Annotated in this window: 21 protein-coding genes and 1 pseudogene; 12 read left to right on the forward strand and 10 right to left on the reverse strand. The window is 65.2% G+C overall.

The genetic code is table 11. The annotated features are described in order from the left end of the window. Together QJT78_RS53265 and QJT78_RS39580 are read left to right on the forward strand one after the other, a co-directional pair. Positions 1 to 109, forward strand: a pseudogene (locus QJT78_RS53265) (IS21-like element helper ATPase IstB); the annotation flags it as partial. Further along, positions 106 to 243, forward strand: coding sequence for a Flp family type IVb pilin (locus QJT78_RS39580; RefSeq protein WP_281460527.1), 138 nt, complete (start codon positions 106 to 108; stop codon positions 241 to 243). The pseudogene QJT78_RS53265 and the gene QJT78_RS39580, both read left to right, overlap by 4 nt. 296 nt (positions 244 to 539) lie before the next feature. Here the strand turns inward: QJT78_RS39580 and QJT78_RS39585 are convergent, their stop codons facing one another. Continuing rightward, the gene (locus QJT78_RS39585) at positions 540 to 2150 is read right to left on the reverse strand and encodes an NAD(P)/FAD-dependent oxidoreductase (RefSeq protein WP_028147636.1); all 1611 of its coding nucleotides are present in this window, start codon (positions 2148 to 2150) and stop codon (positions 540 to 542) included. A 178-nt stretch (positions 2151 to 2328) separates the two neighbouring features. On the opposite strand from QJT78_RS39585, the gene QJT78_RS39590 reads away from it, so the two are divergent. Next, positions 2329 to 4608: a fused MFS/spermidine synthase gene (locus QJT78_RS39590; protein ID WP_281460528.1), complete on the forward strand. Its 2280-nt coding sequence runs from the start codon at positions 2329 to 2331 to the stop codon at positions 4606 to 4608. A gap of 110 nt (positions 4609 to 4718) precedes the next feature. On the opposite strand, the gene QJT78_RS39595 is transcribed toward QJT78_RS39590, so the two are convergent. Beyond that, the gene (locus tag QJT78_RS39595; protein WP_028147638.1) at positions 4719 to 5702 is read right to left on the reverse strand and encodes a glycerophosphodiester phosphodiesterase; all 984 of its coding nucleotides are present in this window, start codon (positions 5700 to 5702) and stop codon (positions 4719 to 4721) included. Between the two features lie 144 nt (positions 5703 to 5846). Between QJT78_RS39595 and QJT78_RS39600 the strand changes: the two genes are divergently transcribed. Next, positions 5847 to 7109 (forward strand): hypothetical protein, encoded by a 1263-nt coding sequence (locus QJT78_RS39600; RefSeq protein ID WP_028147639.1) that lies wholly within the window; start codon positions 5847 to 5849, stop codon positions 7107 to 7109. A 2-nt stretch (positions 7110 to 7111) separates the two neighbouring features. Here QJT78_RS39600 and QJT78_RS39605 read toward each other — a convergent pair whose 3' ends face one another. Further along, the gene (locus QJT78_RS39605; protein WP_028147640.1) at positions 7112 to 7903 is read right to left on the reverse strand and encodes a L,D-transpeptidase; all 792 of its coding nucleotides are present in this window, start codon (positions 7901 to 7903) and stop codon (positions 7112 to 7114) included. Between the two features lie 315 nt (positions 7904 to 8218). Between QJT78_RS39605 and QJT78_RS39610 the strand changes: the two genes are divergently transcribed. Continuing rightward, positions 8219 to 8542, forward strand: a complete 324-nt coding sequence (locus tag QJT78_RS39610; protein WP_038942414.1) for a hypothetical protein — start codon at positions 8219 to 8221, stop codon at positions 8540 to 8542. Between the two features lie 107 nt (positions 8543 to 8649). Here the strand turns inward: QJT78_RS39610 and QJT78_RS39615 are convergent, their stop codons facing one another. Together QJT78_RS39615 and QJT78_RS39620 are read right to left on the reverse strand one after the other, a co-directional pair. Next, complete coding sequence (locus QJT78_RS39615) at positions 8650 to 9411, reverse strand: ABC transporter permease (RefSeq protein ID WP_028147642.1); 762 nt, start codon at positions 9409 to 9411, stop codon at positions 8650 to 8652. Then, positions 9408 to 10331, reverse strand: a complete 924-nt coding sequence (locus QJT78_RS39620; protein WP_028147643.1) for an ABC transporter ATP-binding protein — start codon at positions 10329 to 10331, stop codon at positions 9408 to 9410. The genes QJT78_RS39615 and QJT78_RS39620 overlap by 4 nt, the downstream gene beginning before the upstream one ends. A gap of 287 nt (positions 10332 to 10618) precedes the next feature. Between QJT78_RS39620 and QJT78_RS39625 the strand changes: the two genes are divergently transcribed. Further along, positions 10619 to 11347: a hypothetical protein gene (locus QJT78_RS39625; protein ID WP_028147644.1), complete on the forward strand. Its 729-nt coding sequence runs from the start codon at positions 10619 to 10621 to the stop codon at positions 11345 to 11347. A 35-nt stretch (positions 11348 to 11382) separates the two neighbouring features. Here QJT78_RS39625 and QJT78_RS39630 read toward each other — a convergent pair whose 3' ends face one another. Next, positions 11383 to 12561, reverse strand: coding sequence for a cytochrome P450 (locus QJT78_RS39630; RefSeq protein WP_038942413.1), 1179 nt, complete (start codon positions 12559 to 12561; stop codon positions 11383 to 11385). 16 nt (positions 12562 to 12577) lie between these two features. Beyond that, entirely contained in the window at positions 12578 to 13786 is a 1209-nt protein-coding gene (locus QJT78_RS39635; RefSeq protein WP_028147645.1) for an ABC transporter substrate-binding protein, read from the reverse strand. Between the two features lie 103 nt (positions 13787 to 13889). On the opposite strand from QJT78_RS39635, the gene QJT78_RS39640 reads away from it, so the two are divergent. Then, positions 13890 to 14369, forward strand: a complete 480-nt coding sequence (locus QJT78_RS39640) for a MarR family transcriptional regulator (protein WP_028147646.1) — start codon at positions 13890 to 13892, stop codon at positions 14367 to 14369. Between the two features lie 9 nt (positions 14370 to 14378). Here the strand turns inward: QJT78_RS39640 and QJT78_RS39645 are convergent, their stop codons facing one another. Then, positions 14379 to 15050 (reverse strand): TetR/AcrR family transcriptional regulator, encoded by a 672-nt coding sequence (locus QJT78_RS39645; protein WP_240537513.1) that lies wholly within the window; start codon positions 15048 to 15050, stop codon positions 14379 to 14381. 178 nt (positions 15051 to 15228) lie between these two features. Between QJT78_RS39645 and QJT78_RS39650 the strand changes: the two genes are divergently transcribed. The 4 genes from QJT78_RS39650 to QJT78_RS39665 all read left to right on the forward strand — a co-directional run bounded on the left by QJT78_RS39650 (position 15229) and on the right by QJT78_RS39665 (position 17935). Beyond that, entirely contained in the window at positions 15229 to 16083 is an 855-nt protein-coding gene (locus QJT78_RS39650; protein WP_028147648.1) for a DUF3313 domain-containing protein, read from the forward strand. 62 nt (positions 16084 to 16145) lie between these two features. Next, entirely contained in the window at positions 16146 to 16400 is a 255-nt protein-coding gene (locus QJT78_RS39655; protein WP_028147649.1) for a hypothetical protein, read from the forward strand. 117 nt (positions 16401 to 16517) lie between these two features. Then, positions 16518 to 16844 carry a hypothetical protein gene (locus QJT78_RS39660; protein WP_244433253.1) on the forward strand — a complete coding sequence of 109 codons (327 nt, stop codon included), beginning with the start codon at positions 16518 to 16520 and terminating at the stop codon, positions 16842 to 16844. A gap of 143 nt (positions 16845 to 16987) precedes the next feature. Beyond that, positions 16988 to 17935, forward strand: a complete 948-nt coding sequence (locus QJT78_RS39665; RefSeq protein ID WP_028147651.1) for a LysM peptidoglycan-binding domain-containing protein — start codon at positions 16988 to 16990, stop codon at positions 17933 to 17935. A 183-nt stretch (positions 17936 to 18118) separates the two neighbouring features. On the opposite strand, the gene QJT78_RS39670 is transcribed toward QJT78_RS39665, so the two are convergent. Together QJT78_RS39670 and QJT78_RS39675 are read right to left on the reverse strand one after the other, a co-directional pair. Further along, on the reverse strand, positions 18119 to 19192 hold the full coding sequence (locus tag QJT78_RS39670; RefSeq protein ID WP_014492991.1) for a tartrate dehydrogenase: 1074 nt from the start codon (positions 19190 to 19192) through the stop codon (positions 18119 to 18121). A 21-nt stretch (positions 19193 to 19213) separates the two neighbouring features. Further along, complete coding sequence (locus tag QJT78_RS39675) at positions 19214 to 20512, reverse strand: MFS transporter (RefSeq protein ID WP_028147652.1); 1299 nt, start codon at positions 20510 to 20512, stop codon at positions 19214 to 19216. A 157-nt stretch (positions 20513 to 20669) separates the two neighbouring features. On the opposite strand from QJT78_RS39675, the gene QJT78_RS39680 reads away from it, so the two are divergent. After that, positions 20670 to 21587 (forward strand): LysR family transcriptional regulator, encoded by a 918-nt coding sequence (locus tag QJT78_RS39680; RefSeq protein ID WP_028147653.1) that lies wholly within the window; start codon positions 20670 to 20672, stop codon positions 21585 to 21587. Positions 21588 to 21738 lie beyond the last annotated feature (151 nt).

The following is a 21738-nucleotide window of genomic DNA, read 5'->3' on the forward strand; positions in this document are numbered from 1 at the left end:
CTCCGCTATCCCGGCCAGCTCCGACGAGACCAGCGCTACCAGCAAACCCCGCCGCGGAAAGGGGTCAAAATTGGACGCCGATGAAGGGTCAAATTTGCAAGCCGATTGACAGAATCCGGTGCAACCGCGATCGAATACGGCCTGATCGCAGCGGGCATCGCGCTGGCGATCATCACCGTGGTGAACAGCCTGGGCACCAGCATGAACGAGAAGTTCGGTTCGATTAGCAGTTCCTTGAAGTAATTTCCGCCTCCCATTTCCTGGCGGGGGCTGTTTTTCTTTAGAGGCTGTTACCTGACGATCGCCCACACGGGGAGTTGCCCCCGGCGGGCGAGGTCGTTTTGGGGGCACCGGAATGCCCACAGGCCCTCCATCCGTTTCCCCAAAGTTGTCCAAGGGCTTATCCCGCCACTCGTCCCCAGCTTTTCCACCGCCTTGTACGGGGCGCGCCGGGCCTGCCGCGCGCAGGCGACCCACTGCTTTCTCACAGCGTTGCCAACACCCTTGCCAACAGCCTGTCCACAGCTCTTTCCACAGACCTATCCACGGCTTCCGAACAGCGAGCGGTGATCCCTCAAGATCGCCTGCGCGGCGTTGTGGCCGGGCGCGCCGGTGACGCCGCCGCCGGGGTGGGCGCCGGAACCGCAATGATAGAGGCCCTTCAGGGGCCCGCGATAGTCGGCATGGCCCAGCATCGGCCGCGCCGAGAACAGCTGGTTCAGCGTCAGCGCGCCGTGGAAGATGTCGCCTCCCAGCAGGCCGAATTGCCGTTCGAGGTCGAGCGGGGAGAGGATCTGGCGGCCGAGCACGCTTGCCGCAAAGCCGGGTGCGTATTTGTCCACCGTCGCGATCATGAGATCGGCGACCTCCTCGCGATGGTCGTCCCAGGACTTTCCGTCGGGCAGTTCGGGCGCGACGTGTTGGCAGAACAGGCTCGCGACGTGTTTGCCCGCCGGTGCGAGCGTGTCGTCGAGCGTGGAGGGGATCAGCATTTCGACGACAGGCTCCCGGCTCCAGCCTAGCGCGCGCGCGTCGAGATAGGCGCGGTCCATGTAGCCGAGGCTTGGCGCCAGGATGATGCCGGAGGAGAGGTGATCGCCGTCGCCCGGGAGCGCGGTGAAGGAGGGCAGGCGGTCGAGCGCCACATTCATGCGGAAGGTGCCGGAGCCGTTCTTCCAGTGCCGGATGCGCGCGAGGAAGTCCGGGGGCAGCGCGTCGGCCGCGACCAGCCGCGTATAGAGCAGCTTTGGATTGACGTTGGCCGCGACATATTTTGCGCGGATGGACGTGCCGTTCTCCAGCACTACGCCCACCGCGCGGTCGCGCTCGACGATGATCTCGCGCACGCCCGCAGCCGTGTCGATCGTGACACCGCGGCCCTGCGCGGCGCGCGCCATCGCCTGCGTGATCGCGCCCATGCCGCCGATGGCGTGGCCCCAGACGCCCTTCTTGCCATTCACCTCGCCGAAGGCGTGGTGCAGCATCACATAGGCCGAGCCCGCCGCGTACGGACTGGCGTAATTGCCGACGATGGCATCGAAGCCAAACAGCGCCTTGACCAGATCGTGCTCGAAGCGCTCGTCCAGCATCTCGCCGGCCGAGCGGGTGAAGAGATCGAGCAGGCTGCGGCTTTGCTCCAGCGTCAACCCGCGCAGGATGTTGGCACTCTGGATCGCGTTCACCGCTTCGCGGATCGCGTTCGTGCCAAAACCGTCGAGCAGGTTCGGCGGCGCACGCAGCACGAACTGCCGCAGCACGTCGGCGATGTCTTCCAGCTCGCGCGAGAACTCGTCCAGCGCGCTTGCGTCGCGCGCGCTCAGCCGCGCGACGGACTCCTTCGTCCGCCCCTCGCCGGTGAGCAGATAGCTGCCGTCGGGCGCGGGCAGAAAATTCTGGGCGCGCCGCTCGACGATCCGCAGGCCCTGTTCAGTGAGCCCCAAGTCGCAGATCACCTGCGGATTGAGCAGGCTCACCGTGTAGGCCGCGACCGAGTTGCGGAATCCGGGGTGAAACTCCTCCGTGACCGCGGCCCCGCCGACCACCTTGCGGCGCTCGACGACGCGCACGCGCAGGCCCGCCATCGCGAGATAGGCCGCGCAGGTGAGGCCGTTATGGCCAGCGCCGATGATGATGACGTCGGTTTCGCTCATGAAGGGTTCAGAATGTTCCGCGGTCATTCAGGGATGGTCCGAAGGACCAGACCCGGAATGACATCTGTATATCAAGCAATCGTCGCTGCAACATCACGAGACCCTTTATTGCCCGTTCATGCACCTTGTGCTCCATTGCGCGCGTCCGGCGCCCGCCGGGGTTTAAGCCGGAGCTTCCATGGATTCGATCGTGCAACCCGCCGCCACGGAGCAGCCGTCCTCGTCGCGCAACCGGCTGCTGCTGACGGTCTACACCGCCGCGATCTTCGTCAGCGCGCTGCTGCTGTTCTCGGTGCAGCCGCTGTTCGCCAAGATGGTGCTGCCGCGGCTCGGCGGCTCGCCGGCGGTGTGGTCGGTGGCGATGGTGTTCTTCCAGTCGCTGCTGCTGGCGGGCTATGCCTATGCGCATCTCCTGATGCAGATCAGGAATCGCATCGTTCCGGTCGCGGTGCATCTGGTTTTGCTGATTGCAGCCTTCGCCACGCTGCCGCTCGGCATCGCCACCGCCTATGGTGAGCCACCGGCCTCCGGCTATGCGTTCTGGCTGCTCGGCCTGTTCGTGGTCTCGATCGGCCTGCCGTTCTTCGCGCTCGCAGCCAACAATCCGCTGCTGCAGGCCTGGTTCGTCCGCACCGGCCATCCTGCCGGACACGATCCCTATTTCCTCTATGCGTCCTCCAACATCGGCAGCTTCCTCGCGCTGTTGTCCTATCCGTTCCTGCTGGAGCCGATTTTCACGCTGCACACGCAGAACCGGTTCTGGACCCTTGGCTATGGCCTCCTGATCCTCCTGATCGCCGCCTGCGGCGTGCTGCTGCTGCGTTCGCCGAAGCTGGCCGTGGTCGACGCAAAGACCGAGGACGTCAATGCGCCGGCGCCAGGCATCGTGACGCGGCTGCGCTGGATCTTCCTCGCCGCGGTGCCGTCCGGCCTGCTGATCGCCGTCACGGCGCACATCTCGACCGACGTCGCGGCGGCGCCGTTGCTCTGGGTGCTGCCGCTGTCGCTGTATCTGCTCACCTGGGTGGTGGTGTTCCAGTCGCGGCCGCTGCTGCCGCACAAATGGATGCTGATGCTCCAGCCGGTCGCGATCGCGGGCGTCATCGTCCTGCTGGCCTTCGGCGGCGAACAGAATCTCCTGTTGACCCTCGGCGGCCACCAATTGTGCTTCTTCGTCATCGCCATGGCCTGCCATGGCGAGCTGGCGCGGACACGGCCGGCCGCCAAATATCTCACGGGCTTCTATGTCGCGCTGTCGTTCGGCGGCATGGTCGGCGGGCTCTTCGCCGGCCTCGTTGCTCCGTTCACCTTCTCCTGGATCGCCGAATACCCGATCCTGGTCGCTCTCGCCGCGCTGTGCCGGCCGCGGGCGAACGAGCGGCTGGCGGGCATCGTCAGATGGTACTGGCTGGCACTCGCCGTGCTCGCAGTGGCGCTGGTCGCGCCGTCTTACATGACCGGCGATCTCTCGACCTGGTTCGAGGATCATCGCGTCTGGGTCGCGGGGGCTGTCGGCGTGCTCGCGGCACTTCTGGCGCTCGTGCTCAACGCCAGCCGCTGGAAGATCTTCGCTACCGCCGCGCTCGCGCTGGCGCTGATCCGCGTCTATCCGGCGGACGAAGGCCGCGTCACGACGGTGCGCAGCTTCTTCGGCGTGCACAAGATCGTGGTGACGCCCGGCGGCTATTTCCAGGTGCTGATGCACGGCACCACGATCCACGGCGCCGAGCGCTTCCGCAACAATGACGGCACGCCGGTCGTCGGCCGGCCCGAGCCGATCACCTACTACCACAAGGACGGCGGCATCGGGCAGGCCATCACCGCGATCCGCGAGCGCAAGGGCGCGCCGCTGAAGGTCGCCGCAATCGGCGTCGGATCGGGCACGCTCGCCTGCGCCGCCGAGCCCGGCGAAAGCTGGACCTTCTTCGAGATCGACCAGTCGATGGTCGACGCGGCGAGCGACCCGAAGAACTTTCGCTACATATCGAGCTGCATGCCGGGCCTGAAGCCGGTGATCGGCGATGCTCGCCTCACCTTCGCGAAAGAGCCCGACGGCGCTTATGACCTGATCATCGTCGACGCCTATTCGTCGGATGCGATTCCGATTCATCTCGCCACCGAAGAGGCGATGAACATCTACAAGGACAAGCTGGCGCCGCACGGCGCCGTGGTGATGCACGTCTCCAACCGGCACCTCGATCTCGAGACCGTCGTGGTCGGCATCGCCGATGCCAACGATCTGAAGAGCTGGGTCTTCAACGAGGACTCCGGACGCGACGGGGACTACATCTTCTCGACCGACGTCGTCATCTCCGCGCGCGAGGACGCCGACGTCGGTCGGCTCGCCTCCTCCAAGTCATGGGAGCAGACCGAAGCCGACGATCGGGTACGGGTCTGGACCGACGACTATTCGAACATCCTGGGCGCGTTGTATCGGCGGTTGAGGGACGGGGAGTAGGGACGTCTTCGTAGCCCGGATGGAGCGAAGCGCAATCCGGGGGCGCTTCCGCGTGGCGACACTGCTCCCGGATTTCGCTGCGCTCCATCCGGGCTATAAGGGGAAGGCTTCTACGGCTCGACCGGCGTTCCCGCCGGCAATGCGATTCCCTTCTCGCCCGCGACTTGCCGCAGCAGGTCCGGCCTGTCCGAGATGACGCCGTCGACGCCGAGCTCGATCATGCGCGCCATGTCCTCGCGCTTGTTGACGGTCCAGACCACGATGCGCAGTCCGAGCGTGTGTGCCTCCGAGACGACCGCTTCGGTCACGTCGCCGAAATAGGGCGACCAGACCGCGCCGCCCGCAGCCTTGATCATCCGCGGCAGCGAGCCGCCGTGGTCGGCCGGGCTGAAACCCGCCGTCCAGTTCGTCGCCTTGTCCACCGCCACCGTCTGGCCCGAGCCGCGCTGCAGCGTCAAATACACCGTCGGAATGTTGGGCGCCTGTTGCTGAACGAGCAGCAGGGTCCGCCAGTCGAACGACTGGATCATGACGCGATCGGCAAATCCCTCGGCCTCGATCAGCCCGAGCAGCTTTGCGACAAAGCCTCGTGGATCGAGTGACTCGTCCGGATGGTTTGGATCGATCTTGGTCTCGATATTGAAACGCACGCGCGTGTTGCCGGCCTTGCGTACCAGCGCGAACAGCTCGCCCAGGGTGGGAATGCGTGTCCCCGGCACGGCCCGCTGGTCGGGGAATTGCTTCGCGTAGGAACTGTCGGGGCGGATCTGGCCGACGTCATAGGCCCTGACCTCTTCGAGCCGCAGCTTCACGAACGGTGTGCCGGGCGCGGCGACATAGGCGCCGCCTGCATCGCGCGCGAGGTCGGGATTGAGCCCGCGTTCATGCGACACGACGACCTCGCCATCCGCGGTCACGCCGACGTCGAGCTCCAGCGTGTCCACGCCCATCGACAGCGCGTTGGCGAAGGCCGGCAGGGTGTTTTCCGGCAACAGCGCGCGCCCGCCGCGATGCGCTTCGAGATCAAAGGCCATGGCTTGTCCCGCAGTGAGAACCGAGAGCACGATCAGGATTGTCGCGGCACGTGACGGCATCGAGGTTCGCAGCCCAGGTGAAAGGAGGAGCTTATGAAATCTTCGCCCGGTTCGTCAAGCTTCGCGGCCGACAGGTGCTTGACGGCGGCCGGGGAAGGCGGAAACTGGCTCTCAAAAAGAGCATCGGTTCAGGGAGCCATTCACATGCGGCTTATCTTCATCGCAACGATGGCGGTTCTCATGGTCGGACAGGCGATGGCCAAGGATGTGCTTTCGGGTGCGAGCCTCTATGAAGATGTGGCGCGCTATGCATCCTTCGGTCTGCACCGCTTCGGCTCTGCGGGCGATCGCGCGACGGCCGACTGGATCGCCGGCGAGATGAAGCAGGCGGGTTTCGAAATCAGCTTCCAGCCCGTCGTGCTCGGGCGGCAATATGTCGTCGAGCGGGCCAGCGCCGAAGCCGCCGGCATCTCTGTCGAGGCGACGCCATTCTGGTGGCCGCCGGAGGACAAGGCCAGCTTCCATCTCGCCGCGCCGCTCGCGCGCGATGGCGATGTCACCGGCAAGATCCTTCTGCTCGATCTGCCGTTCGATCGCGGCGCCTATCTGGGGCCGACCCATCGTGCGGCGATCGCGGAAGCCGCGGCAAGGAAGCCGGCGGCCATCCTGCTGACGATCGGCAATCCCGCCGACGACCGCTTCGCCTATAACGTCACGCAGGAGGATGCGCCCTGGCCGGTGCCGGTGATCGTGGTCGGCGCGGCGTCGCGAGCGGTGTTCGAGCGCGCGCTCGCCTCAGGCGCGCCTGTCACCTTCGACGTCAAGGGCCATTACGAGCGCGATGTTGTTGGCCGCAACGTCATCGCCGAGATCGGGGCCGGCCGTGGGCCAGTCATCGTCGTCTCGACGCCGATGACCGGCTGGTACTCGTGCGTCTGCGAGCGCGGCCCCGGCATCGCCAACTTTCTCGCGCTGGCGCGCACCGTCGCCGCCGAGAAATGGCCGGCGCATCTTGTTTTCATCGCCACCGCCGGCCACGAGATCGGCCATGGCGGCATGGAGCTGTTTCTGAAGCACGGAGCGCCAGCACCGAAGGATACGCTGGCGTGGATTCATTTCGGTTCGTCGAACGCCTGCTATGCCTTCGCGGAAGGCGCCCGCACCGATCGGCCCGAGCAAGAGCGTTATCTCGTGTTGAGCAAATCCGCCGTCGCGCTGACCGACGAGACATTTGCAAAGGTCGAGGCCAAGCGTCTGGTGACGGAGAAGCAGGCGGTCGGTGAGCTGCGCGATGTGCATGCGGCGGGCTACGCCAATTTCCTCGGCATGGCTGGGCGCCATCGGACGTTTCATACGCCGTCGGACGATCTCGCCGCGACCGGGCCCGAGATCCTCGAGCCGGTCGCGCGCGCCTTCGTCGATGCTGCGCGAAAGATCGTCGAACGCGGCAACGCCGCGTTTCGGTAGCGTCAGTTCTGATAGTAACCGCGCGGCTGATAGTATTGCCGGGGCTGAGGCTGATAATAGCCCTGCTGGCCGTAGCCTTGGTTGTAGTACTGCTGCGGCTGCTGCTGTTGATAAACCTGTGCGTCATACAGCGGGCGGCTGGCCGAGCGCGGCGCGGGATAGCGCGTGCCGGTGTCGCTGCCGTCGGCCGGATAGATGTAATTGTCGTCCTGCGGCATGTAGCGGCGGGCAGGCTGCGCAGGCGGTGCGAGATTCACGGGATCGCCTGAGGTGGCGTACTGCTCTTCTGCCGGCTGCGGCGCGCGGGCCACTGCTGTGGGGTTGCGGCCGCGCGGATTGCGGGCCAGAGCCACCTGGGCCGAGCCGGTCAGCGTCACCGTGGTGTTGAGCACGCCCTGCTGCTGCACCAGCGCATAGAGCGTCGAGGCATTCTGGCGCGACAGTCGCACGCAGCCGTGCGACGCCGGCGAGCCGAGGCGGCTGACCGAGTCGGTACCGTGGATCGCGTGCCCGACCTTGGTGAAGAAGATCGCGTGCGGCATCGGCGCGTCGTCGAATTCCTTGGAGTAGTGATCCTCTTCCATGCGGAAGGCGCGGAAGGCGCCGCCCGGCGTTTCGCGCGAGGGGATGCCGGTTGACACCGGCCAGTGATAGCGCGCGACGCCGTCGACGGCGACGGTCATCTGCTGATTGTCCTTGTCGACGGTGATCTCGACCTTGGCTTGCGCGGCGCCCGCGCTCAAAAACATCAATGAGGAAAAAGCGATGAAAAAGGAACGCATCTGGAAACGCATTTGAGTTCTGGCCTCCGGCCTGTTCACGCTAGGCGCCGCGGCTCTCCGTCCCCCGGCGTGCAATATGCCTGCAATCCGGCTGTCGTTCCAGCGGGCTGCCCGTCCATCGTTAACGCGATGCCGGGCGTAAGCAAGGCCGCTTTGTGCCGCGTGGCTGGCGGCGGCGCTGACATTTTCGCGAGCATGCCGAGCAGTCACAACGCCGACAATTCGTCACAAAGGCGCAACCATTCGGCCGCTTCAGGCGTTGATCGTGGCTGCCCTCGACGGGCGGCTTCCGCTGCCCTTTCCCCTTTAATTCCCTTGGGACCGAAGATGAACAAAGCCCGTATCGCCGCCGTGCAATTGCCGGCCGGTTTGCCCCTCCGCCTGCTGTTCGCAGCCACCGCCATCCTGCTCGCGCTGTTGTCGCTGCCGCAAGCCGGCCACGCCCAGGGCATCGTGCGCGGCGCCCAGGAAGGCTCTTATGAAGGCAACCGGATTGCCGGGCCTGTCGGTGGCGTAGTCGGCGGCGCGGTCGGCGCCGGTGTCGGCGGGGCCGTGGGTGCGGTGGAGGGCGTGTTCGGAATTCCGCATCACCGCCATTACCGCTGCCGCGGCTACTATGACGGTTACCATCGCTTCCACTGCTACAGGTGAGGTAGCGCCGTAGCCCGGATGGAGCGAAGCGCAATCCGGGGCGCTGGTGCGTGAGGTGACGCTCGTCCCGGATTTCGCTGCGCTCCATCCGGGCTACGGATCTGCGGTCAGTTCTTCAGCCGGTAGCCGGTGCGGAAAATCCACCAGATCACGGCGAGGCAGATCACCAGGAACGCCGTCGTCATGCAGATGCTGACGGACACGCTGACATCCGCGATCTCGTAGAAGCTCCAGCGGAAGCCGGAGATCAGATAGACCACCGGGTTCAGCAGCGCCACGGTGCGCCAGCCTGCCGGCAGCATGTCGATGGAATAGAAGCTGCCGCCGAGGAAGGTCAGCGGCGTCACCACCAGCATCGGGATCATCTGGAGCTTTTCGAAGCCGTCGGCCCAGATGCCGATGATGAAGCCGAACAGGCTGAACGTCACCGCCGTCAGCACCAGGAAGGTCAGCATCCACACCGGATGATGGATGTGCAGCGGCACGAACAGGCCGGCTGTCGCCAGGATGATGAGGCCCAAAATGATCGACTTGGTCGCGGCGGCGCCGACATAGCCGAGCACGATCTCGCCATAGGAGATCGGCGCCGACAGGATTTCGTAGATCGTGCCGGTGAATTTCGGGAAGTAGATGCCGAAGGAAGCGTTGGCGATGCTCTGCGTCAGCACCGACAGCATGATCAGGCCCGGCACGATGAAGGTGCCGTAGCTGACGCCCTCGACCTGGCTGATGCGCGAGCCGATCGCGGCACCGAACACCACGAAATAGAGCGAGGTCGAGACGACAGGCGAGACGATGCTTTGCAGCAGCGTACGCCAGGTGCGCGCCATTTCGAACAGATAGATGGCGCGGATGGCGCGATGGTTCATGACGTCCTCACGAGGTCGACGAAGATGTCCTCGAGCGACGATTGCGTCGTGTCGAGATCGTTGAAGCGGATGCCGGCGTTGCGGAGGTCGCTGAGCAGGCTGGTGATGCCGGTGCGCTCGCCCTTGGTGTCGTAGTCGTAGACGAGCGTCGCGCCGCCGTCGCAGACGTCGAGCTCGTAATGGCTGAGGCTGTCCGGCAGCGTCGTGACCTTGCCCTGCAGATGCAGCGTCAACCGCTTCTTGCCGAGCTTCTCCATCAACGTCGCCTTGTCCTCGACCAGCACGATCTCGCCCTTGTTGATGACGCCGATGCGGTCGGCCATCTCCTCGGCTTCCTCGATGTAATGCGTGGTCAGGATGATGGTGACGCCGGATTGCTGCAGCGTGCGCACCACCTCCCACATGCCCTTGCGCAGCTCGACGTCGACGCCGGCGGTCGGCTCGTCCAGGAACAGGATCTGCGGCTCGTGCGACAGCGCCTTCGCGATCATCACGCGGCGCTTCATGCCGCCGGAGAGCGTGATGATCTTGTTGTCCTTCTTGTCCCAGAGCGAGAGGTCCTTCAGCACCTTCTCGATATGGGCGGGGTTCTTCGGCTTGCCGAACAGGCCGCGGGAGAAGCTCACCGTCGCCCACACGCTCTCGAAGGCGTCAGTGTGCAATTCCTGGGGCACGAGGCCGATCAGCGAGCGGGCCTTGCGGTACGAGGTCTGGATGTTCTCGCCGCCGACGAGGACCGTGCCTTCGCTCGGGTTGGCGATGCCGCAGATGATCGAGATCAGCGTGGTCTTGCCGGCGCCGTTGGGGCCGAGCAGCGCAAAAATCTCGCCGCGCTTGATGTCGAGATTGACGTTCTTGAGCGCCTTGAAGCCGGACCCATAGGTCTTCGACAAATTGGCGACGGAAATGATGGAGGACATGATGGCCGCAGGGCTGAAAGGTAAAGACTGGGGAGGGGAGGCTGGAACCGTCCGGGAGGAGGTCAGCGGAGCCCTGAAATAGGAATGCACTTGCCCGGCCGCAATTGGCCGGAGAAAAATGGTCTCAAAACAGGCCCTTCGGTGGCAGGTTCCGCGCAAGTGTTGCGCGATGGTCACGGCTTGTGGCTAAGATTGCCGCTCACGCGCCTCTTTGTTGCGTCTGCGAGCGGGCCGTGGCTACGATTCCGGCCGATCGCAAAGCGTATTGTCCCCAGGGAAACATCGAGATGAGACCGAACGGCCGTCACACCGCCGGCGCCAGCCAGTTGCCCGCCCTCCGTGTGTGGGCGATCTGCCTGATCCTGCTGTCAGCTGTTGCCATCAGCCCGACCACCGCCAGGGCGGCGCCGAGCCAGTCCGCAGCCGCGACCACCCATGTCTACCTCCTCCGCGGCGTGCTCAACATCTTCTCGCTCGGCCTCGACACGATCGGCTCCCGCCTCCAGGCGCAGGGCATCCAGGTGACCGTCGCGAACTTCGTGTCCTGGTCCTCGCTCGCTGATGAGGCCGCGGCCGACTACAGGGCCGGTCGCGTCAAGACCATTGTCCTGGTCGGCCATTCCTCGGGCGCGACCGCGCTGCCGGACATGATCGCCAAGCTCAACCAGCTCGGCGTGCCCGTGAAGCTCGCGATCGGCCTTGATTCCGTATTCAAGACCAGGCTGTCGACCGGCGCCGAACGCTACATCAACATCTATATCGGCGACGGTCCCGGCGAGCCTGTGCGCGCTGCGGCTGGTCTGCGCGGCAAGCTCGACAATGTCGACGTCCGCGGCACCGGCGTTGGCCACATCTCGATCGACAAGAGCGAGGCGATCCAGCGCCGCGTCATCGGCGAGATCGACGCCGCCATCATGCGCTCGCGCGCCCCGGCGGGTCCGGTCGCCGAACCCGGCGCACCCAGGGCCCCGCGGCAGGCGCGCTCGGCGGCGGCAACGGCGCCGGCCAGGAACTGAGGGCGCGTCGCGCCCGCAGCACCGCGTGATGCCGCCTAAGCGGCGGTCACGCGGACCGGGATGCTCTCCAGCCCGCGCAGGGAATTGTTGAGCCTGCGTTTCGGCTCTGCCGTAAGCTCGATGGTCTTCACGCGCCGTGCGAGCTCGCCGAAGATCAATTCGCCTTCCAGACGTGCGATCATCTGGCCGACGCAGGCGTGAATGCCGGCGCCGAAGCCGACATGCCCGGTCGCGCTCCGTTCGATATCGAAGCGGTCGGGTTTGTCCCAGCGCGCCGGATCGCGATTGGCGGAGGCCATGAACAGCAGCACCTTGCGGTGCGCGGGGATCACGCCGCCGCCGATCTCGACGTCGCGCGAGGTGGTGCGAAAGAACGTCTGCACCGGAGAGTCGTGGCGCAGGCCTTCCTCGAAAGCGTTGCGCGCCAGCTCCGGCTTGTGGTGCAGCTTGCGATATTCATCCGGGTGCGTGGCGAGTGCCAGCAGGGTATTGCCGATGCCATTGACGGTGGTGTCGATCCCGGCGGTGAGGAACGGCCGCACCAGGTGCGTAGCTTCGTGCTCGGTGATCTCGCCGTCGTCGGCGGCCTGGTAGATCATCATGCCGAGCCCGTCGGGCTGCAACGCGTCCCGGGCGCAGCATTCCATGATCCAGCTCTGTGCCGCGAGGCCCGCCTTGCGTGATGCGGCCAGCATTTCGTTCTCCGGGCCAAAGCTGTCGAACACGAAGGTGCTCCAGGCCAGCAGCTTCTCGCGGCCATCAGGCCGGATGCCGATCGCATCCGGAAACACTTTGATGGGATAGGCTTCCGCAAGATCGGCCACGGCATCGAAGGTGCCTTTGTCGATCAGCTCGGAGACCTTCCTCTCCGCCTCCTGCTGAAACGTTTCGCGCAGCTTTCTTGCGACGCCCGGAGACAGGGTGCGGCCGAGGACGCGGCGGCCCTTGTCGTGATCGGGCGGATCGATCTGGAGTGTCAGCGGCTTTGGCAGCGCAGGATTCATCCCGTGAAGCCCGACACCCTCGCCGCTGATGAACGTCTTCCAGTCCTTCAGCGCCGGCTCGACTTCGGCGTAGCCTGCCATGGCCCACACGCCATACCGCTCCAGCGCGAACGCAGGCCCGAGCGCGCGCAGCGCTTCATAGGCGGGATAGGGGTCCATCAGGAAGTCAGGCGCGAACGGGTCGATCGGACTGGATGCAATGCCGCTCATGGTCAGCCCCCGGCCGTTATTGCGTGGTCAGCGGACACTTGCCTTCGCTCTCCGAGCGGAATGCGTCCTCGCCCTTGATCGTGGCGACGACCTTCAGCAGGTCCCAGGCCGAATTCGACTCCTCGGGCGCCTTGACCTGGAGCAAATAGAGCGGATGGATCTTGCGTCCGTCCTTGCGGATGTAGCCCTTGCCGAACAGCGGATCGTCCGTCGGCATCTCCTTCATCGCGGCGACGACCGCCTTGCCGTCCTTGGCGCCGCCGGCCTTGTCGACCGCCTTGAGGTAGTGGATGACCGAGGCATAGACGCCGGCCTGCATGTCGTTGGGATAGGCCTTCGAAGGAATGCGCTCGGCGAAGCGTTTGGCGAAAGCCCGCGTGCCGTCGTTCAGATCCCAGTAGAACGGGTTCATGATCTGCGCGCCCTGCGCAAACTTCAGGCCGAGTGAGGGAAGGCCGTTCATCCCCAGGATCAATCCGACCAGCTTGTGGTCCTTGGTCAGCCCGAACTCGGCGGCCTGCTTCATCGAGGTGATGGTATCGTCGCCGGCATTGGCGAAGCCGACGACGTTTGCGCCCGAAGCCTGGGCCTGAAGCAGGAAGGAAGCATAGTCGGCCGTTCCCAGCGGATGCCGCACGCTGCCGAGCACCTCGCCGCCGGACGCTTTCACGGCCTCCGCGGCCTGCTTCTCCAGATCGTGACCGAACGCGTAGTCGGCGGTGATGAAGAACCACTTCTTGCCGCCCTGCTGCACGATCGCCTTGCCGAGGCCGCGCCCGTAGGCATAGGTGTCGTAGGTCCAGTGCACGGTGTTGGGCGTGCATTTTTCGCCGGTCAACAGCACCGTGCCGGCGCCCGATCCGACGAAGACCTTGTTCTTCTCGGCGCTCATGCCGGCGACAGCGAGCGCGATCGAGGAGTTGGGGATGTCGAAGATCGCGTCCACGCCGTCATTCTCGTACCAGCGCCTGGCGATGCCGATCCCGATGTCGGTCTTGTTCTGGTGATCCGCCGCGACGACCTCGACGGGCCTGCCGGCGGCCTTTCCGCCATAGTCTTCGACCGCCATTTTTGCGGCGACGACCGAGCCGATACCCTGATAGCTCGCGAACGGACCGGACTGGTCGTTCAGGATGCCGATCTTCACGGCATCCTGGGCAAAGCCCGGCGCGGCAACCAGCATCGAAGCCAAAATGCACAATTTGTGCAGGAATTTGCTGTTCATTGTGTCCCTGCCATGGGCGGTCTTGGTGCCGCTAAATAATAGTTATATTTTATAGCTATTTTGAGAGTGTCAATTCGGCTGTGGCCGCCGCGGATTGAGGATCATGAGCTCGAAAACCGTAAGACCCGGGTTGAAGTCCGATCAGCAGCCGGAGAAATCGCTGGACCTGCGCGCGCTTCGGCGGACGCCCGGGTTCATGCTGCGCCTCGCGCAATTGAAGTTCTTCGAAGGCTTTTACGAGGAGTTCGCCGCGTTGGGCCTGACGCCGGCGACCTATGCGATCTTCGCCGTCATTCGTGACAATCCCGGCGTGCCGCCGAGCAGCCTCGCCAGCCTGCTTCGGTTGCGCCTGCCGAACCTGATCAAGATCCTGAATGAGCTCGAATCGTCCGGCTTCATCAAGCGCAGCCGCTCGAAGGCGGACCGCCGCGCCGTCGAGCTGATGCTGACGCCGAAGGGCGCAAAGCTCATTGCGGAGGGGGCAAGGCTGACGGAGCCCTACAACGAAAAGATGCTGGCCCCGCTCAGCGCGGCCGAGCAGCGCGCGCTGCTGGAATTGCTGAACCGGCTCCTGCCGCTCTAGGGTCGGGCTCTATCGCTTCCTGACCAGCTTCAGGGGACGACCGGTCTTCTGAATGCGGGGCTTGATCGCAACGCTCCGCGCGTCGGGCGGGTTCAGGAAGCGGACGAGCATCGTTCTCAGATGCTCTACGCTCTGCTTGATATCCAGCTTGGGATTGCGGATCGGCATGGCGCGGGATCCGTCGATGAGGGCGATCAGGATGTTCGCCGTTGCTTCCGGATCTAACCCTGGATCCACCCGTCCCTGCTGCTGCGCCCGGCGCAGGAAGTCGCTCCACATGCGGCGGACCGCTGCGGTGTGGCGTTCGATGATCGCAGCGAAGTCAGGATTGCGGGCGGCCTCCGCGAGACCATCCAGATTGAGGATCTGGGCGGGACGAAACCGCAGGCTGGTTTCCTCGATATCGACGAGCAGCGCCTCGATCACGTCGGCGGCCGCCAGAATCTTTTCAAACCGCTCGGCCGACCGCACGAGACCGAGGTCGATCATCGCCTCGATGATCGCCTCCTTGCTCGCGAAGTAGTGATAGAGGTGGCCCGGACTGATGCCGGCTTCGGTGCAGATATCTGTCGTGCTGGCGCCGCGGAAGCCGTCCCTGATGAAGCAGCGGATCGCCGCGCCGAGGATTTCCCCGCGCTTCTGCTCATGCTTGACGGGGTCGACTTTCCTCAAACCGGACATCTCCATTCACACTCGCCCCGTTTAGCACGACGGTCCGCCACGAGAAAATCAAAATTAGAGAGTTCCATCTATTTATGTTGACGGATGTTGCGAGGCGTGAGAAGTGATTATTAGAGCGATCTCTCTAATAAGCTGCCGATGCGGGAATGGGACCATGCGCTTTCCACGGACGGCCCTGATGGGTGCCGCGCTTGCGCTCGGAGGGTGTGCGACCGCGCCGCTCGAACAGGCCGGCTCGCTCAGGAGCTACGACCGGATGTCGGACGCGAACGGGCTGGTGACGCGATCGAAAATCCGCGTGAACAAGCAGGATGTGCTGGCGGCGAAGACGATCCGGATCGCATCGACCGTCTTTCCCGCGCGCACCGATGTCGTGCTGAACGAAAAGGAACGTCGCCTGGTCGCGAACGCCATCAGCCGCGAGCTGTGTCTCCGCCTGAGCGAGCGTTTCCGTATCGTCTCATCCGATGACGACGCCGATCTCACGGTGCAGGCGACGGTGACGCATGCCGCGCCGACCAGCCCGACCGCCTCCGGCGCATCGAAAGCCCTGTCGATTGCCAAGACCGTTGCGCTTCCCGGCGTGCCTGTACCGGTGCCGAGGCTTCCAGTCGGGCTCGGCAGCCTGTCGGTCGAGGCGGAAGCGCGCGATTTCGCGGGATTTCAGAAGGCGGCCATGGTCTGGGCGCGCGGGGCCAACTCGATTACGAACTCTCCGCGGGTCGCCAATGAGGGCGATGCCTACGATCTCGCCGCCGATTTCGGCACGGACTTCGCAAAACTGGTTACGACCGGAGAGTCGCCGTTCGGCGGCATCCCCGCGCTGCCGCCGATGGACAGCATTCCCGTGCGGCTCGGCGGTGCGCCCAAATATGTCGCCTGCGAAGCGTTCGGACGGTTTCCCGGCATCGCGGGGCAGGGGCTCGGCCTGCCGCCGGCCTGGACCGATTCCGGCGCCAAGGAGAGCCCGGCCAACAATCCGGCCCCGCCGCCTGCGCCCGGAGCGAATTCAGAGCAGGCGCTGACACAGTGATGCGGCCGCGCGCCCCGCAACATCCGAGCTCGACATATTGGTAGCCGATCAGAGTCAATGACATGCTGACATCCGGAATAACTCGCCCTTCCCAACGCGCCTTGCGCCAGAGCGCAGCGCGCGACGATGCGCGCGCGAGCAGCGTTCCCCTGTTCACGGCCGATGAGGCGTGGAGCCGGACGAACGCAGATCGGCGTGCAGTCGACGAGAGGGATGACCAGAACTCGATGCTCGAGCCCGGCTTCTGGATGACGGCCCTGGTCGCGTTCCTGCCCACGGTCGCCGGCTGCCTCTATCTCGTCCTGACCCAGGGATGAGGCGCGCAGCGAGCGCGGCACCGGGGACAAGCGATGCATTCACGATATGAGTTGGCGTGCCGCCAGCGAAGGTCCGTCTTCGGCCGCCGCAGATCTCTGGCGGCCTTGTCCGCCGTCTTGACGCTGCTGCTGGCGGGATGCGCGTCGAGCGGGAATTTGCCTCCTGTCTATGATCCTCCGCGTCCGCCTGGTGCCAAGGCGGTGCAGGAGGGCGTCAGGAAGGCAGCCGCCGAAGTCAAGCTGACCGGAGCACTCGAGACATCCGCCGTCCGCCCTACCGACCACGGGCCGGGGTCGTATTTCGTCTGCCTGAGGCAGGGCTATGGTCCGTCTGACAGACACCCGGCCTATTCGGTCTTTTTCGACGATGACGCCTACAAGGGAGTCCAGAGTTCGGTGATCCTCGACGCCTGCGAAGCCCAGCCATGGGTTCCCTTCAATTGATGCCGGGGATGCACGGGGGGCAGAATGAGAACCTCGACCGGCGGGCGTCACGGGCCCGGTTCCGTGCCCCAAAATCCACCCAATCGGTGGTCACTAAGCCCGCGGAGGAGGCCTTTGCCTCCCATGGTGAGACTGCTGGACTGATGATCGATTTGAGGCGGCTAGTCGTGCTGGCAGCGGTTGCGCTGCTCGCCCTAGGCACCGGCACGGCCGTTGCCTCACCTGCGAAGCCGAAGCGCCCCGCGGTCGCGACCGCTGTGCCGCCGCCTCCTGCCCCGCCCGCCGAACCGTTGCCGCCGCCAAAAATCTACCTGTTCCGTGGCGCCATGGGGCCGATCTTCTCGACCGGCATGGACCGGCTCAGCGAAAAGCTGACGAAGGCCGGCTTCTCGGCCGACGTCTATGAATTCACCATCTGCCGATGGATCGGCGATCGTGCCATCTCCAGCTACAAGGAATCGCCGGCGCCGATCGTGCTGATCGGCCATTCCATGGGCGGGCTGTGCTCGGTCGTGATCTCCGAGATGGCGGCCAAGGAGAACATTCCGATCAGCCTCGTCATCATCATCGATCCCGCGCATGCGACCGGCGACGTGCCGCTCAATGTCGAGCGCTTCATCAACATCTTCATGTCCGACAGCGTGCTCGGCGGCGGCGACGTCGTGGCCGTGCCCGGCTATCGCGGCCATTATGCGAGCTATGACCTCAAGGAGAACTCGCGTGTCACGCACATCAACATCGAGAAGTCTGACGACATCCATCGCCAGATCATCGAGATGGTGACGCAGTTGCCGCGCATCTCCGCGCAGAGCCAGGCCGATGCGGTACCGTTGCGCTATCTCGTGCCGCCGAACACGCCGGTGGAATTGTGGGACTCTGGCGTGCGGGTGCCGGTGCGCGCGGGCGACACCATGGAGAGCATCGCCGCCGCCCGCCGCGTGCCGCTGTGGACGCTGGCGCAGAGCAATTCGCTGGCGGAGAACGCGACCCTCACCCCCGGCCAGTCCATCATCGTCCCGCGCCATCTGACGCCGCCCGAGCCTGTGGCCGCGATGGCGGCGCCGGCGCCGCCGCCGCAAGGGCGGAAGTAGGGCTCTTCGCCTCTTCCCGCGTGCGGGGAGAGGCCGGATCGCATCGCAGATGCGATCCGGGTGAGGGGGACTCTCCGCGAATCTAACTGTCACCATCCTTGCTGAGGCAGCCCCTCACCCCAACCCTCTCCCCGTAAGAACGGGGCGAGGGAGCGCACTTGCGTTCGCGGCGCTAGCTTGGCCTCAGACGTTCGTCCCGTGGATCGCGTCGATCACGGCGTCCGTGACTTCCTTCGTCGTCGCCTTGCCGCCGACATCGGGCGTCAGCACGCCGGCCGCGCAGACGCGCTCGACCGCCGACATCAGTCGTATTGCCGCGTCCTTCTCGCCGAGATGTTCGAGCATCTGCGCACCGGTCCAGAAGGTCGCGACCGGGTTGGCGATGCCCTTGCCGGTGATGTCGAACGCCGAGCCGTGGATCGGCTCGAACATCGAGGGGAAGCGGCGCTGCGGGTCGATGTTGCCGGTCGGCGCCACCCCGAGGCTGCCGGCGAGCGCGCCGGCAAGATCGGAGAGGATGTCGGCATGGAGGTTGGTCGCGACGATCGTGTCGAGGCTCTTCGGATGCAGCGTCATGCGCACCGTCATGGCGTCGACCAGCATCTTGTCCCAGGTCACATCGGGGAATTCGGTCGCGACTTCGGCGGCGATCTCGTCCCACATCACCATGCCATGGCGCTGCGCGTTCGACTTGGTCACGACGGTCAGGAATTTACGCGGCCGCGACTGCGCGAGCTGGAACGCATAGCGCATGATGCGGGTGACGCCGACGCGGGTGAACACCGCGACCTCGGTGCCGACCTCTTCCGGCAGGCCCTTGTGGGCACGGCCGCCCATGCCGGCATATTCGCCTTCCGAGTTCTCGCGCACGATCACCCAGTCGAGATCACCGACGCCGACATTGCGCAACGGCGATGCGACGCCGGGCAGGATCTTGGTCGGGCGCACATTGGCATATTGGTCAAAGCCCTGGCAGATCGGCAGGCGCAGGCCCCACAGCGTGATGTGGTCGGGCACGTCGGGCGCACCGACCGCGCCGAAATAGATCGCGTCGAACTTCTTCAGCTCGGCAAGGCCCTCGGCCGGCATCATCACGCCGTGCTTCTTGTAATAGTCCGAGCCCCAGTCGAACGTCTTGACGTTGAAGGCGAGGTCGCCGCTGCGTTTTGCCAGAGCCTCCAGCACACGGACGCCGGCCGAGATGACCTCGGGGCCGATGCCGTCGGCCGGAATTGCTGCGATCGAATGAGTGCGCATGAAGATGCTCCGTTTGAGATGTCAGTGGGATTGCGGGACGGGTTCGACGGGCGCGGTCTGCGCGCGCGACAATAGCAGGGTCAGGACCGCCGAGAGAACGAGCAGGCCGCTGACGAAATAGAGTCCGCCGACAAAACTGCCGGTCTGGTCCTTGATCCAGCCGATCATGGCCGGACCGACGAAGCCGCCGAGATTGCCGATCGAGTTGATGGTGGCGATCCCTGCCGCGGCCGCGGGGCCGGACAGGAATAGCGTCGGCATGCTCCACAGCGGCGGCTTGGCCGAGGAGATGCCGATGTTCACCAGCGCGAGCGCCACCAGCACGGCGACGACGCCGGCCGCAAGACCGGCATAGGCGAGGCCCGCAGCGGCGATCAGGCAGGCCCATACGACGTGCCAGGTGCGCTCGCCGGTGCGGTCCGAATGCCGCGCCCACAGGATCATGGCGACGACGGCGGCGGTTGCAGGCAGGGCGTTGAGGAAGCCGACCTGAAGCGAGGACAAGCCGAACTGCTTGATGATCTGCGGCGCCCAGACGCCGAGCGTGTAGAGGCCGGCCGAGGTGCCGAAATAGATCAGCGACAGCGCCAGCACCCGCGGGTCCGCAAGCCCGCGCCAGATGCTGTGGCTCGCGGTCGCGGCCTTGCTCGTGGTCTCCTCGTTCATGGTCTCGACCAGCCAGCGCCGCTCGTCCTCCGCAAGCCATTTCGCCTTCTCGGGGCGATCGGTCAGGAAACCGAGCACGACGAAGCCGAGCACCACGGCCGGCAGCGCCTCCAGCACGAACAGCCATTGCCAGCCCTTGAAGCCGAGATGGCCATCCATCTCCAGCAGCGCGCCTGATATCGGCGAGCCCAGCACGGTCGAGAGCGGCGCGGCCGCCATGAACAGCGCGGTCACCGCGGCACGCTGGCGTGCCGGAAACCAATACGAGAGGTAGAGAATGATGCCGGGAAAGAAGCCGGCTTCGGCGACACCAAGCAGGAAGCGCAGCACGTAGAAGCTGGTCGCGCCTTGCACGAAAGCCATCGCCGCCGACACCAGCCCCCAGGTGATCATCACCCGCGCGATCCAGATCCGCGCGCCGACCTTGTGCAGGATGATGTTGGATGGCACCTCGAACAGGAAATAGCCCCAGAAGAAGATGCCGGCGCCGAAGCCATAGACCACGGGCGACAGGCCGATGTCCTTGTTCATCGTCAGCGAGGCAAAGCCGATATTGACGCGGTCGATGAAGGCCACGAAGTACAGCAGCATGATGAAGGGAACGATGCGCCAGGTGATCTTGCGCAGCACGCGCGTCTGAATTTCGCTCGCCACCCTGGCCTCCTCGAGTTCCGGTTTGTTGTTGTGAGGCGGACCGCTGGAGGTCCACGCCGGCCATGAGCCTAGGCGGGGGAAGGAGGCATACTCAATTGGCGCTGGTTTATACAAAAAAATGATATAATCCTCGCCTGGGGAGACGAGAGGACCTTGGATGGAATTGCATCAGTTGCGATGCTTCGTGGCGGCGGCCGAGCAGCTGCATTTCGGCCATGCGGCGCAGCAGCTTCAGATGCTGCCCTCCGCGCTCGGCCGGCAGATCAGGTTGTTGGAAGAAGATCTGGGAACGCGTCTGTTCGCACGGACCACGCGCGCGGTGTCGCTGACGGAAGACGGTTCGACGCTGCTGCGCGATGCCCGCGCCATCCTCGCCAAGGTCGAGGCGGTCGAGAGCAATCTGCGCAACCGCTCGCGCGCGGGCGCCGCGCGGCGGCTGCGGGTCGGCGCCATCGACAGCGCCGCGGCGGGATTGCTGCCACCGCTCTTGCGCGATTTCCGCGACAAGCATCCTGAGATCGCGGTGCAGCTGCTCGAAGACAAGACCGTTCGGCTGCTGCCGAAGATTTTGACCGGTGCGCTGGATCTCGCCTTCGTCCGCCCGCCCGACAGTGCGGACAAGCGGCTCGAATTCCGCGATCTGCTCCAGGAGACCGCGATCGTGGCGTTTCCGCAGCGCCATGCGTTGGCCGAGCGCAAGTCGATCACGCTGGCACAGATCGCCGACGAGGCGATGCTGGTGCCGGACCGCCGCTCGCGGCCGCACAGCCATGACCTCACGATCAAGCTGTTCGAACAGGCCGGGCTGACGCCGCGCATCGTGCAGGTCGCCGACGAGAAGCAGACCATCATCCATCTGGTGGCAACGAAGCTCGGTGTTGCGATCGTGCCGCGCTGGACCACGCGGATGGCGGTGACGGGCGTGCGCTTCGTGCCGCTGCGGCCGAAGCAGAGCGGCCCCATCGGCCGGCTGCCGCTTGCCGCCGCATGGCTGCGCGGTTCGCGCGACCCGGCCCGCGATGCCATGCTGGCGGTGCTGGAGGCGCGCCTGCGCAGCTATGCGCGGGAGGCGTGAGCGGCTATGACATTGGCTTGGCGAGAAGGTGGGACGCGATGACAGAGCTGGCCCCGCAAATTCGGACAGTAGCTTGAGTGGATTTTCTGCCTGACAGCGGCGAGGATTCTTGCTGCGAATCAGGAGCGAAGATGACGAAGAAGAGCCGCCG

The sequence above is a fragment of the Bradyrhizobium sp. Mp27 genome, assembly GCF_029953005.1.
Lineage (GTDB): Bacteria > Pseudomonadota > Alphaproteobacteria > Rhizobiales > Xanthobacteraceae > Bradyrhizobium > Bradyrhizobium barranii.

Excerpts from the sequence above, each read along its gene's own strand:
- QJT78_RS39630 (WP_038942413.1), bottom strand. The coding sequence starts at position 12,561 with ATGAGCGGCATTGCATCCAGTCCGATCGACCCGTTCGCGCCTGACTTC.
- QJT78_RS39585 (WP_028147636.1), bottom strand. The coding sequence starts at position 2,150 with ATGAGCGAAACCGACGTCATCATCATCGGCGCTGGCCATAACGGCCTC.
- QJT78_RS39680 (WP_028147653.1), top strand. The coding sequence starts at position 20,670 with ATGGAATTGCATCAGTTGCGATGCTTCGTGGCGGCGGCCGAGCAGCTG.
- QJT78_RS39665 (WP_028147651.1), top strand. The coding sequence starts at position 16,988 with ATGATCGATTTGAGGCGGCTAGTCGTGCTGGCAGCGGTTGCGCTGCTC.
- QJT78_RS39620 (WP_028147643.1), bottom strand. The coding sequence starts at position 10,331 with ATGTCCTCCATCATTTCCGTCGCCAATTTGTCGAAGACCTATGGGTCC.
- QJT78_RS39625 (WP_028147644.1), top strand. The coding sequence starts at position 10,619 with ATGAGACCGAACGGCCGTCACACCGCCGGCGCCAGCCAGTTGCCCGCC.
- QJT78_RS39615 (WP_028147642.1), bottom strand. The coding sequence starts at position 9,411 with ATGAACCATCGCGCCATCCGCGCCATCTATCTGTTCGAAATGGCGCGC.
- QJT78_RS39600 (WP_028147639.1), top strand. The coding sequence starts at position 5,847 with ATGCGGCTTATCTTCATCGCAACGATGGCGGTTCTCATGGTCGGACAG.
- QJT78_RS39650 (WP_028147648.1), top strand. The coding sequence starts at position 15,229 with ATGGGTGCCGCGCTTGCGCTCGGAGGGTGTGCGACCGCGCCGCTCGAA.
- QJT78_RS39635 (WP_028147645.1), bottom strand. The coding sequence starts at position 13,786 with ATGAACAGCAAATTCCTGCACAAATTGTGCATTTTGGCTTCGATGCTG.
- QJT78_RS39590 (WP_281460528.1), top strand. The coding sequence starts at position 2,329 with ATGGATTCGATCGTGCAACCCGCCGCCACGGAGCAGCCGTCCTCGTCG.
- QJT78_RS39645 (WP_240537513.1), bottom strand. The coding sequence starts at position 15,050 with ATGTCCGGTTTGAGGAAAGTCGACCCCGTCAAGCATGAGCAGAAGCGC.
- QJT78_RS39610 (WP_038942414.1), top strand. The coding sequence starts at position 8,219 with ATGAACAAAGCCCGTATCGCCGCCGTGCAATTGCCGGCCGGTTTGCCC.
- QJT78_RS39655 (WP_028147649.1), top strand. The coding sequence starts at position 16,146 with ATGCTGACATCCGGAATAACTCGCCCTTCCCAACGCGCCTTGCGCCAG.
- QJT78_RS39640 (WP_028147646.1), top strand. The coding sequence starts at position 13,890 with ATGAGCTCGAAAACCGTAAGACCCGGGTTGAAGTCCGATCAGCAGCCG.
- QJT78_RS39670 (WP_014492991.1), bottom strand. The coding sequence starts at position 19,192 with ATGCGCACTCATTCGATCGCAGCAATTCCGGCCGACGGCATCGGCCCC.
- QJT78_RS39605 (WP_028147640.1), bottom strand. The coding sequence starts at position 7,903 with ATGCGTTTCCAGATGCGTTCCTTTTTCATCGCTTTTTCCTCATTGATG.
- QJT78_RS39595 (WP_028147638.1), bottom strand. The coding sequence starts at position 5,702 with ATGCCGTCACGTGCCGCGACAATCCTGATCGTGCTCTCGGTTCTCACT.